Source organism: Sphaerisporangium sp. NBC_01403, from assembly GCF_045040145.1.
In the GTDB taxonomy this organism is placed as follows: Bacteria; Actinomycetota; Actinomycetes; order Streptosporangiales; family Streptosporangiaceae; genus Sphaerisporangium; species Sphaerisporangium viridialbum.
Map to the genome: position 1 here is coordinate 2,086,652 of NZ_CP109534.1, position 11,250 is coordinate 2,097,901.

Consider the following 11,250-nt stretch of genomic DNA (forward strand, 5'->3'; position numbering starts at 1 on the left):
GCCGTCCGTGAGGACCAAGAAGATCTTCCACGTGGTCGACTCGCACACCGAGGGGATGCCCACCCGGGTCGTCACCGGGGGAGTCGGCGTCATCCCCGGCGCGAGCATGGCCGAGCGCAGGGAGTACTTCCTGGCGCACCTGGACCACATCCGCAAGCTGCTGATGTACGAGCCGCACGGCCACTCGGCGATGAGCGGCGCGATCCTGCAACCCCCGACCCGCCCGGACGCCGACTTCGGCGTGCTCTACATCGAGGTGTCCGGCTGCCTGCCGATGTGCGGCCACGGCACCATCGGGGTGGCGACGGTGCTGGTGGAGACCGGGATGGTGGAGGTCGTCGAGCCCGTCACGACCGTCCGGCTCGACACGCCCGCCGGGCTCGTCGTCGCCTCGGTGCGGGTGGAGGACGGCGCGGCCCGGTCGGTGACGATCCAGAACGTGCCCTCCTTCAGCGCCGGGCTCGACCGCACGGTCAAGGTGCCCGGCCTGGGCGAGGTGACCTACGACCTGGCGTACGGCGGCAACTTCTACGCGATCCTGCCGATCGAGTCGGTGGGGCTGGCGTTCGACCGCTCGCAGGGCCAGCGGATCCTCGACGCGGGCCTCGCGATCTCGGCGGCGATCAACGAGGCCGGCGAGCCGGTCCACCCGCTGGACCCCGGGATCCGGGGCTGCCACCACGTCCAGTTCGTCGCCCCCGGCTCCGACGCCCGGCTGTCGCGGCACGCCATGGCCATCCATCCCGGGTGGTTCGACCGCTCGCCGTGCGGCACGGGGACCAGCGCCCGCATGGCGCAGCTCCACGCGAGGGGCGAGCTGGGGCTCGGGGAGGACTTCGTCAACGAGTCCTTCATCGGCACCCGGTTCACCGGGCGGCTGGTCGAGCGGGCCGAGGTGGCCGGGCACGAGGCGGTCGTCCCGACGATCACGGGCAGGGCGTGGCTGACGGGTACGGCACAGCACTTCCTCGATCCTGACGACCCGTTCCCGGAGGGGTTCCTCCTGTGAGCCGCTAGGTCCATGACGTGGACTAGGGTTCCATGTAGCGGGATACTTGACTGTTCCACCCCGAAGTTCGAGAGGGATTCACGATGAGCGTTGTCGAGAGCCGGTCCCCCCAGAACCCGGCCGACGTGGTCGCGAGCGTCACGGCCGCCGGAGGACAAGGCGTCGCCGAGGCGGTACGCCGGGCGAGGGCCGCGCAGGGGCGGTGGGCCGGGGCGAACGCCGCGCGGCGCGCGACCGTCCTGGCCGAGGCCGCCGAGGCCGTGGCCGCGGCGGCGGACGAGCTCGGCTCGCTGATCGTCCGCGAGGTCGGCAAGCCGGTCACCGAGGCGGCGGGCGAGGTGGCGCGGTCGGTGGCGATCCTGCGCTACTACTCCCAGCAGGTCTTCGACCCCATCGGCGCGATGCACGAGCCATCGGGCGTCGGGCTCGCCTACACCCGCAGGCGCCCGCGCGGCGTGGCCGGGCTGATCACCCCGTGGAACTTCCCGCTCGCCATCCCCTTGTGGAAGGCCGCGCCCGCTCTCGCCTTCGGCAACGCCGTCGTGCTCAAGCCCGCCCCGCAGGCGCTCGGCTGCGCGCTGCGCCTGGCCGAGCTGCTCGGCGTGCCCGACGATCTGTTCCAGGTCGTCCCCGGCGACGCCGAGGAGGGCGCGGCGCTGATCGAGGCCGCTGACGTGGTCTCCTTCACCGGGTCGGCCGCCGTGGGCCGCAAGGTCAGCGTGGCGGCGGCCGGAAGGGGCGTGCAGGTCCAGGCGGAGATGGGCGGGCAGAACGCCAGCATCGTGCTGGACGACGCCAACCTGGAAGCCGCCGCCGCGCAGATCGCCGCCGCCGCGTTCGGGTACGCCGGGCAGAAGTGCACCGCGACCAAGCGCGTCATCACCGTGGGCAACGCCGGTGAAGTGCGCGAGGCGCTGGTCGCCGCCGTCGCCAAGCTCGGCGTGGGCGACCCCGCCGACCCCGGCACCGCCGTGGGGCCGCTGATCGAGGAGGCCGCCCGCGACCGCGTGGTGTCGGCGGCGGCCGGGGGACGGGTGCTCACCGGGGGTGAGGCGCTCGACCGCGACGGCTGGTTCGCCGCCCCGACGCTGGTGGACGGCGTCCCCGCCGATCACGTGCTCGCCCGCGACGAGGTCTTCGGGCCCATCTGCCTGGTGCAGGACGCGGGCTCGGTGGACGAGGCGGTCGCCCTGGCCAACGGCGTGCGCTACGGCCTGGCCTCCGCGGTGTACACGCGCGACCTCGACCGGGCGCTCGACGTCTCCGCGCGGCTGGAGACCGGGCTCGTCAAGGTCAACAACCCGACGAGCGGCGTGGACTTCTACCTGCCGTTCGGCGGCGAGAAGGACTCCAGCTACGGCCCGCGCGAGCAGGGCAAGGCCGCCCAGGACTTCTACACCTCCACCCACACGGTCGCCCTCGGACCGGCCGGCGGCCGGCTCTGAGGCGTCCCCGTGCCTCGTTCTCACAGCGCGGCACGGGGTTTCGTCAGAGCTGTACCGGCCTTCTAACGGTCTGATCTCGGACCTTGACGCTGACTTTCCGTGCATGTGCAATGTCACACACCATGCTGAGACGACGCTGTTTCGCTAGGAGATGCACGATGGGCAAATCGCGTGTAGCCGTGATCTGGTCGCTGGCGACGGCCGTGGGCATGCTGACGGCCGGCTGCGGCCAGGGACTCCTCGGCGGCGGCTCGGACACCGGCGGGGACGAGGGCCCGATCACCCTCGGGATGCTGATCCCGCAGTCCGGCAGCGAGGCGGCCATCGGCCCGTACATGAAGAACGCCGCGCAGCTCGCGGTGGACGAGATCAACGGCAAGGGCGGCGTGCTCGGGCGCAAGCTCGACCTCAAGGTCGCCGACGACGCCTGCGACGCCCAGACGGCGGTCGCCGGGGCCAACAAGCTCGTCACCGAGGGCGTGAAGATCTCGGTGGGCGGCTACTGCTCGGGCGCCACGCTGCCCACCTTGCCGGTCTTTGGCAAGGCGAACATCCCGATGATCATCCCGGCGGCCAACTCGCAGGAACTGGTCGATCAGCACCTCAAGCACGTCTTCCTGATCAACGGCACCGGCACGCAGCAGGCCGCCGCCGCCATGGCCTGGATCACCAAGCAGGGGGCCCAGCGCGTGGCGCTGGTGCACGACAACACCAGTTACTCCAAGGACATCGCCGTCCGCACGCAGGCGCTGCTCGACCAGGCCGGCGGCCCCGACACCGCCATCCTTTCGGCGGTGACGCCCAAGGAGAGCGACTACAGCGCGAACGTCAACAACATCCTGGCCAAGAAGCCCGACTTCGTCTACTGGACCGGCTACTTCCAGGAGGGCGGCCTGATCACCCGGCAGCTGCGCCAGGCCGGGTACAAGGGCGGCATCATGGTCGGCGACGGCTCGGTGTCGGAGAAGCTCGCGCAGATCGCCGGGGCCGAGGCGGGCGAGGGCGTGTACGCCACGATGACCCAGACGCCCGAGACCCTCCAGGGCGCGGAGACCTGGATCGCCGACTACAAGAAGAAGTTCGGCTCCGCCCCCGGCCCGTACAGCAACCAGGCCTACGACGCCGTGCGACTGGCCGCCGAGGCCGTCAAGAAGGCAGGGTCGACCGACGGCGCGAAGGTCATCACCGCGCTCGAAGGGATCGACGGGTTCCAGATGTTCTCCGGCCCGCTGAGGTTCACCCCCGACCACACCCTGTCCACCGGAGGCTTCCAGATCCTGGTCGTGAAGTCCGGGAAGTTCGCCCTCCAGGACGCGCTCAAGTGACCCCGCGCGCGGGGTCCCAAGGAAACCTGACATGTCACAGCTGATCTGGAACGGGCTGTTCGTCGGCTCGTTCTACGCGCTGGTGGCGCTGGGCTACAGCATGGTCTACGGGATCATGAAGCTGCTCAACTTCGCCCACGGCGACATCTACATGCTCGGCGCCTTCACCGGGTTCGCGATCCTCGGCGCGGTGGGAGGCGTCTCGCCGGGCATGGCGCTGCCGGCGCTGCTCGGCGTGCTCGTCGTCACGATGGCCGTCACCGGCCTCTCCGGCGTCGTGCTCGAACGCGTCGCCTACCGCCCGCTGCGAAACGCCCCCCGGCTCTCGCTGCTCATCACCGCCGTCGGCGCCTCGTTCGCGCTGGAGTACGGCATGCGCGCCGCCGCCGGGGCGGACCCGCAGGTCTACCCGCTGCGGCTCGGCGGCACGTCCGTCGAGGTGCTGGGCGCGCGGATCACGCTGCAGCAGATCGCGCTCATCGTCGTGGCCGTCGTCCTCATGGCCGGGCTGAACCTGCTGGTCACCCGCACCCGCGAGGGCCGGGCCATGCGGGCCATCGCCCTCGACCCGCGCACCAGCGCGCTCATGGGCATCAACGTGAACGCGGTGATCTCGCGCACTTTCTTCCTCGGCTCCGCCCTCGCGGGCGCGGCCGGCGTGATGGCCGGGGCCTACTACGGGAAGATCGACTTCCTGATGGGCTTCCTCATCGGGCTGAAGGCGTTCACCTCGGCGGTCATCGGCGGCATCGGCAACATCCCCGGCACCATGCTGGGCGGGCTGCTGCTCGGGCTGCTGGAGTCCTTCGGCACCTACTGGCTCGGCGGCGAGTGGCGTGACGTGTTCGCCTTCGGGGTGCTCATCCTGTTCCTGTCCGTACGGCCGACCGGCCTGCTCGGCGAGCGCGTGACGGAGCGCGTGTGACGGCCCGGAGCGGGACGCGCGCCGGGAAGGGCACCGCGCTCGGCCGCGCGACCTCACGGCTCCTCGACAGCAGGTGGGCCGGGCTCGCCGGGCTGGCCGGCGCCGTGCTCGCCCCGTTCGTGATCGCCACGCCGTACGCGCTGTCGGTCATGACCAGCGCGGCGATCTTCGTGATGCTGGCCTCGGGGCTGAACATCGTGGTCGGGTTCTGCGGGCTGCTCGACCTCGGGTACGTCGCCTTCTTCGCCGTCGGCGCGTACACCAGCGGAGTGCTGAGCACCCGGTTCGACCTTCCGCTGCTGGCCACCGTGCCCGCCGTCATCGTGGTCACCGTCATCGCGGGCATCGTGATCGGCGCGCCCACCCTGCGGCTGCGCAGCGACTATCTGGCCATCGTCACGCTGGGCTTCGGCGAGATCATCCGCATCACGGCCAACAACCTGGACGTCACCGGCGGGCCGTCGGGCATCTACGGCATTCCCGGCCTCACCGGCAGCCCGGTCGTCTTCTTCTACCTGACCGTGGTGATCGTCTCGATCGCCGTCATCGGCGCCTCCCGGCTCGGCAGATCACGGCTCGGGCGGGCCTGGCGGTTCGTCCGCGAGGACGAGGACGCCGCCGAGGCCATGGGCGTGCACACCTACAAGGTCAAGCTGGCGGCCTACATCGCCGGCGCGGTCTGGGGCGGGCTGGCCGGAGTGCTGTTCGCCGGGCAGCTCTCCGCGATCTCCCCGGGCAGCTTCACGTTCCTGCAGTCCGCCCTCGTGCTCATGGCCGTGGTGCTGGGCGGCATGGGGTCGACCCCGGGGGTCGTGGTCGGGGCCATCGTGATCAGCCTGCTCCCCGAGCTGCTGCGCGACTTCGCCGGCTACCGGTTCTTCGCCTTCGGCGTGCTGCTGATCGTCGTCATGCTGGTCCGCCCGCAGGGACTGTGGCCGCACCGTTCCCGGGAGGCGAGCTCATGACCCTGCTGTCGGTCGAGGAGCTTTCGAGAGGGGCCGGCTCGTGACCCTGCTGTCGGTCGAGGACCTGAGGCTCTCCTTCGGCGGCCTGCTCGCCATCGACGGCCTGTCCTTCACGGTCGGGGAGGCCGAGATCGTCTCGGTGATCGGGCCGAACGGCGCGGGGAAGACGTCCGCCTTCAACTGCGTGACCGGGTTCTACCGGCCCACCGCAGGGCGCGTCGTCCTGTCGGGCCGTGAGATCACCGGCCTGCGGCCGTCCAGGATCGCCGGGCTCGGCGTGGCGCGGACGTTCCAGAACCTGCGGCTGTTCGGTGAGATGTCCGTGCTCGACAACGTCCGCGCGGGGGCCCACCTGTGGCTCAGGCAGAACTTCATCGACGCGCTGCTGCACACCCCGCGCTACCGCCGTACCGAGCGCGAGTGCACCGAGCAGGCCCACCACTGGCTGGACTTCGTCGGCCTGCGCGGGGACCGGTTCGGCGAGGCGCGCTTCCTGCCGTACGGCGAGCAGCGCCGGGTGGAGATCGCCCGCGCCCTGGCCCGCAGGCCGGGGCTGCTGCTGCTCGACGAGCCGGCGGCCGGGCTCAACCACGGTGAGAAGGCCGAGATGCTCGACCTGATCCGCCGGATCCGCGAGCTGGGCATCGCCACCGTGCTGATCGAGCATGACATGGGGCTGGTCATGGAGGTGTCCGAGCGCGTGATCGTGCTCAACTTCGGCCGCGAGATCGCCGACGGCCGCCCCGAGAACGTCCGCCGCGACCCCGCCGTCATCGAGGCCTATCTGGGCAAGGACGACGAGCACCCCGACGCCGACGCGGACGCGTACACAGAGACGCGCACGGACACGGAAACCGAGACGGGCGCGGGAGCGGAGACGGACCCGGGCGCCGAAGCGGGCACCGGGACGGGCACGGAAGCGGAGACCGTCACGGAGACGGAGGTGGACCCGGGCACGGAGACGGACGCGGGCACGGAGACGGGGACCAAGGCGGGGGGAGGCCGCGATGGCGGCGCTTGAGGTCGAGGCGCTCGACGTCCACTACGGCGGCGTGCACGCCCTGCGGGGGATGTCGCTCACCGTCAGGGAAGGCGAGATCGTCGCGCTGCTCGGCAACAACGGCGCCGGCAAGACGACCACGCTCTCCGCCGTGTCCGGGCTCGTACGCCCGACCTCCGGCAAGATCGTCTTCGACGGCGCGGACGTGACCCGGGCCAGGCCCGAGGCCATCGTCCGCGCCGGGCTGGTGCACGTCCCCGAGGGGCGCCGGGTCTTCAGCACGCTGACGGTGCACGAGAACCTCCAGATCGGCGGCTACCTGGTCCGCGACAAGGGCGAGATCCGCAAGCGCGTCGACCGGGTGTACTCCCTGCTGCCGCGCCTGGCCGAGCGGCGTTCGCAGCAGGGCGGCACGCTGTCCGGCGGCGAGCAGCAGATGCTCGCGATCGGCCGCGCCCTGGTCTCCGGGCCACGGCTGCTCCTGCTGGACGAGCCCTCGATGGGCCTCGCGCCGCTGGTGGTCGCGTCCGTCATGGAGCTGGTCCGCGAGGTGAACGCCGAGGGCGTCTCGGTGCTGCTCGTCGAGCAGAACGCCAAGGCGGCGCTCAAGATCGCCCACCGGGGGTACGTGATCGAGAACGGCGAGTGCGTGCTCGGCGGCTCCTCGGCCGAGCTGCGCGGAGACTCCCGCGTCGTCGAGGCCTACCTGGGCGGCGTCTGATGGATAGCAGGACATGGACCGGCACGACGCGAGGAACCGGTACGACGCGAGGAACCGGTACGACTGCCGGGACAGGCACGACGCGGGGAACCGGTACGGCACCACGGAGCGGCGGGGTTTGGGGCATGGGCGGGGAGACCGAGGTCCGGACGATCGACTACCACACCGGTGGCGAGCCGTTCCGTATCGTCACGGCAGGGGTTCCGGAGATTCCCGGCGCCACGGTGCTGGAACGCCGGACGAACGCCTCCGCGCCCGAGATCGACCGCGTACGCAGGCTGCTCTGCCACGAGCCGCGCGGCCACGCCGACATGTACGGGTGCTTCCTCGTACCGCCGGACGACGCGGGCGCCCACCTGGGGGTGCTGTTCTGGCACAAGGACGGCTACTCCACGGCCTGCGGGCACGGCACGATCGCGCTGGGCGTCCACGCGGTGGAGTCCGGCCTCGTCCAAGCCGATTCCGACGGGGACACCGACGTGGTCGTGGACGTTCCGTCCGGCCGGGTCACGGCACGGGTCCACTGCTCGGGCGGGGTGATCGAGTCGGTGACCTTCCGGAACGTCCCCTCCCACGTCACCGCCCGGAACGTCCCGATAATCATCCCCACCGCCGCCCGTACCGGAGCACCAGGAGCCGCTGGAACCGGAGCCGCGGAAGCCATCCACGTCTCGGGAGCCACCCGAGGAGCGGCCGAGGTCGCGGTCGATATCGCCTACGGCGGGGCGATGTACGCATCACTTCCGGCGGGGGCCTTCGGGCTGAGTGTGGAGCCGCGTCACCTGACCGACCTCATCGCCCTCGGACGCGCCGTCAAGGCGGCGCTCAGGGACCACCCGGCCGCCCGGCATCCCACCGACGACCGGCTCTCCGGCATCTATGGAGTGATCTTCTACGACGAGCTCGGCCCCGGCCACCAGCGCAACGTCACCGTGTTCGCGGACGGCGAGGTGGACCGTTCCCCGTGCGGCTCGGGGACGGCCGCGCGGCTCGCCCTGCTGCACGCGGACGGGTTCACCGGCGAGCTGACGCACGACAGCATCGTCGGCACCACGTTCACCGGAAGGGTCGCCGAGGTGCGCGGCGACGCGGTGATCCCGGAGATCACCGGGATGGCGTACCGCACCGGCTCGCACCGGTTCGTCCTCGACCCCCGCGATCCCGTGGGCCCGGGGTTCACGCTGCGATGAGCGTGCTGCCGTACATCGACGGGGACACCCTGCGGCGCCTGGTGCCGATGGAGCATGCCGTGAGGGCGCTTTCCGAGGCGCTCCTCGGCGGCCTCGACCCTGAGGAGGGCCCGCGCCGCCCGGTCGTGGACGTGCCCGCCGGGCAGTTGCTGCTGATGCCCGCCGCGTACGGCCGCCATGCGGGGATAAAGGTGGCGAGCGTCGCCCCGGCGAACCCCGGCAGGGGGCTTCCCCGGATCCAGGGCACCTACCTGCTGCTCGACGGCGCAACCCTGACCCCGCTGGCCGCCATGGACGGCGTCGCGCTCACCTCGCTGCGCACTCCGGCCGTCTCGGCGCTCGCCGTACGGCACCTGGCCCGGCCGGACGCGCGGTCGCTCACCGTCTTCGGCACCGGGCCGCAGGCATGGGCCCACGTCGAGGCGCTCCGCACCGTACGGCCCATCGAGCACGTCACCGTCGTCGCCCGGAATCCGGCCAGGGCCCATGACCTGGTCACCCACTGCTCCGCCCTCGGCCTGACGGCGAAGGTGGTCCCGGCGGTGGGGGTGGCCGATGCCGTGGCGGGGGCGGATGTGATCGCGTGCTGCACGAGTGCGCGGGAGCCGCTGTTCCCCGGCGCGCTGGTGGCCGACGGCGCCCTCGTCGTCGCGGTCGGCTCGCACGAGCCGGACGCCCGCGAGATCGACGGCGAGCTCGTCGCCCGTGCCACCGTGGTGGTCGAGTCCCGTACGGCAGCGCTGGCGGAGGCCGGGGATGTCATCATGCCGATCCGGTCGGGGCTGATCGGCGAGGACCATCTGGCGGGCGGCCTCGCGGACCTGGTGAACGGCGCCGTCCAGCCCGGCCCGGGGCCTCGCGTGTTCAAGAGCGTGGGCATGGCCTGGGAGGATTTGGTCGTGGCGGCCGCCGCCCACGACGCGTGGGCGGGCCGATGAGCCCGGGAGGAGATGCCGGCATGGCGAGCGGGTCCGCGCGGGGTGCGGCGTGAGCGAGGAGGGCAGGCTCGACCTGCCGGTCATGGCCGGGCGCCAGAGCCTTCGTGAGCAGGTGGCGCAGGCCCTGCGTGACGCCCTGGTCGCCGCCGAGATGCGCCCCGGCGTCGTCTACTCCGCCCCGGTGCTCGCCGCGCAGTTCGGCGTGTCCGCCACCCCCGTGCGCGAGGCGATGCTCGACCTGGCCAAGGAGGGCCTGGTCGAGGCGGTGCCCAACAAGGGGTTCCGGGTCACCGAGCTGTCCGAGCGCGACCTGGACGAGCTCACCGAGATCCGCAGGCTCCTTGAGGTGCCCACCGTGGCGCGCCTGGCCGACGCCTCCCGCGCGGACGACTTCGAGGTGCTCCGGCCGGTCGCCGAGGAGATCGTCTCGGCGGCGGAGCGCGGCGACCTGCTGGCCTATGTCAACGCCGACCTCCGCTTCCACGTGGAGCTGCTGGGGCTCGCCGGCAACGCGCATCTGGTCGAGATCGCGCGCGACCTGAGATACCGCGCCCGGCTGTACGGCCTGAAGACGATGTTCGAGCGGGGCACCCTCGCCGACTCCGCCCGCGAGCACCTGGCCATCCTGGACGCCCTGGTCAGCGGCGACGCGGACGCCGCCAGGACCGTAATGGACCACCACATCCAACACATCCGCGGCATCTGGGCCGACCGCCCCGAGTGACCCCGACCTGGCGCTTGGTGCCAGGTCGGTCTTCCGCCGGCGCCTGGGTCGCCTGTGCGGCCGCGTGTCCGGAGGTTCGGGGCGCTGTCTTTCGGCGACTCCTGTCCCTGTACAGGGCCTGGGGCACGCGAACTGATTCCGATGTCCTTCTCAGCGCGCCGGTCTGACGGACAGGTCTAAGCACTGCCTCAACAATTCCTCAACACGAGCCGACCTACCTTCCTCTCACTGAGCACCACAAGGCACGACAAGAGAGGAAGACGATCATGACCATCCGCCCGCGTTACTCGCTGGCCGCGTTGGCCCTCGTCACGACCGCCTCCGTCGGCATGCTCGCGACGGCGACCGCTCCGGCGAACGCTGCGACCCCCGAGACCCGCACGAGCGTGCAGGGCCCGGCGTCTCAATCGCAGTCAGTGCGGCAGCTCGGCACCTGCATGTGGATCGGCAAGCCCTACGGTCAGAAGATCGGCGGAAAGTGGCACGTGGTGGGCCAGGGAGGTGCCACCTGCAGCAACGGCCTGGGCGCCGGTAGGGGCTTCATCGAGATCGAACTGCAGCAGAAGCGCGCGTGGGGCTGGGACGGCCGGCAGACGAAAACTCTCTGGGGGGCCGGGACAGCTCATCCGAGGGCCAAGTGCAAGAGCTTCGGGTGGTACACCTGGCGAACCGTGGCGAGCGTCTACGGCTGGAACGGGAGAAACTACTCCCGCGTCGGGCTCAAGACCTCCTCCACCTGGCGGACCCGCTGCTAGTTGCCCTTTAGGCAGCCTTGGCCGGGTAACCGGTCCAGCTTCGGATGGATGAACCGGTGAACAGCACCACTGATCCCCGCCGGCGGTGACGAGGCGTCTCACGCGCTGCCCTTCATGTGTGAGACGCCTCGGGATCCTCACGGGCGGGCACCAGATCGCCGGCGCGGACCAACCGTGCGCCGGCCGGTGCTCACTCTGGACGCGGCATCGACTTCACCCGGCTGCGCTCGGCGCCGGTCAGCCCGACCTCGCC

11 protein-coding genes are annotated in these 11,250 nt (G+C 71.4%); all 11 read left to right on the forward strand.

Going from position 1 to position 11,250, the window contains the following annotated elements:
- Positions 1-7: 7 nt before the first annotated feature.
- The 11 genes from OG589_RS09010 (at position 8) to OG589_RS09060 (ending at position 10,997) form a co-directional block, all read left to right on the forward strand.
- The gene (locus OG589_RS09010; protein ID WP_405147817.1) at positions 8-1,009 is read left to right on the forward strand and encodes a proline racemase family protein; all 1,002 of its coding nucleotides are present in this window, start codon (positions 8-10) and stop codon (positions 1,007-1,009) included.
- An 83-nt stretch (positions 1,010-1,092) separates the two neighbouring features.
- The gene (locus OG589_RS09015) at positions 1,093-2,454 is read left to right on the forward strand and encodes an aldehyde dehydrogenase family protein (RefSeq protein WP_405147819.1); all 1,362 of its coding nucleotides are present in this window, start codon (positions 1,093-1,095) and stop codon (positions 2,452-2,454) included.
- A gap of 158 nt (positions 2,455-2,612) precedes the next feature.
- Positions 2,613-3,779, forward strand: coding sequence for a branched-chain amino acid ABC transporter substrate-binding protein (locus OG589_RS09020; protein WP_405147821.1), 1,167 nt, complete (start codon positions 2,613-2,615; stop codon positions 3,777-3,779).
- Positions 3,780-3,810: 31 nt separating this feature from the next.
- Positions 3,811-4,704 (forward strand): branched-chain amino acid ABC transporter permease, encoded by an 894-nt coding sequence (locus tag OG589_RS09025; RefSeq protein ID WP_405147823.1) that lies wholly within the window; start codon positions 3,811-3,813, stop codon positions 4,702-4,704.
- Entirely contained in the window at positions 4,701-5,669 is a 969-nt protein-coding gene (locus OG589_RS09030) for a branched-chain amino acid ABC transporter permease (protein ID WP_405147825.1), read from the forward strand. Before OG589_RS09025 ends, OG589_RS09030 begins: the two co-directional genes overlap by 4 nt.
- Before the next feature lie 40 nt (positions 5,670-5,709).
- On the forward strand, positions 5,710-6,690 hold the full coding sequence (locus OG589_RS09035) for an ABC transporter ATP-binding protein (RefSeq protein ID WP_405147827.1): 981 nt from the start codon (positions 5,710-5,712) through the stop codon (positions 6,688-6,690).
- The gene (locus tag OG589_RS09040) at positions 6,677-7,390 is read left to right on the forward strand and encodes an ABC transporter ATP-binding protein (RefSeq protein WP_405147829.1); all 714 of its coding nucleotides are present in this window, start codon (positions 6,677-6,679) and stop codon (positions 7,388-7,390) included. Before OG589_RS09035 ends, OG589_RS09040 begins: the two co-directional genes overlap by 14 nt.
- A 125-nt stretch (positions 7,391-7,515) precedes the next feature.
- Positions 7,516-8,580: a proline racemase family protein gene (locus tag OG589_RS09045; RefSeq protein ID WP_405147831.1), complete on the forward strand. Its 1,065-nt coding sequence runs from the start codon at positions 7,516-7,518 to the stop codon at positions 8,578-8,580.
- Positions 8,577-9,518 (forward strand): ornithine cyclodeaminase family protein, encoded by a 942-nt coding sequence (locus OG589_RS09050; RefSeq protein WP_405147833.1) that lies wholly within the window; start codon positions 8,577-8,579, stop codon positions 9,516-9,518. Before OG589_RS09045 ends, OG589_RS09050 begins: the two co-directional genes overlap by 4 nt.
- A gap of 49 nt (positions 9,519-9,567) precedes the next feature.
- Positions 9,568-10,242, forward strand: coding sequence for a GntR family transcriptional regulator (locus OG589_RS09055; RefSeq protein WP_405147835.1), 675 nt, complete (start codon positions 9,568-9,570; stop codon positions 10,240-10,242).
- A 266-nt stretch (positions 10,243-10,508) separates the two neighbouring features.
- Positions 10,509-10,997, forward strand: coding sequence for a hypothetical protein (locus OG589_RS09060; protein ID WP_405147837.1), 489 nt, complete (start codon positions 10,509-10,511; stop codon positions 10,995-10,997).
- Positions 10,998-11,250 lie beyond the last annotated feature (253 nt).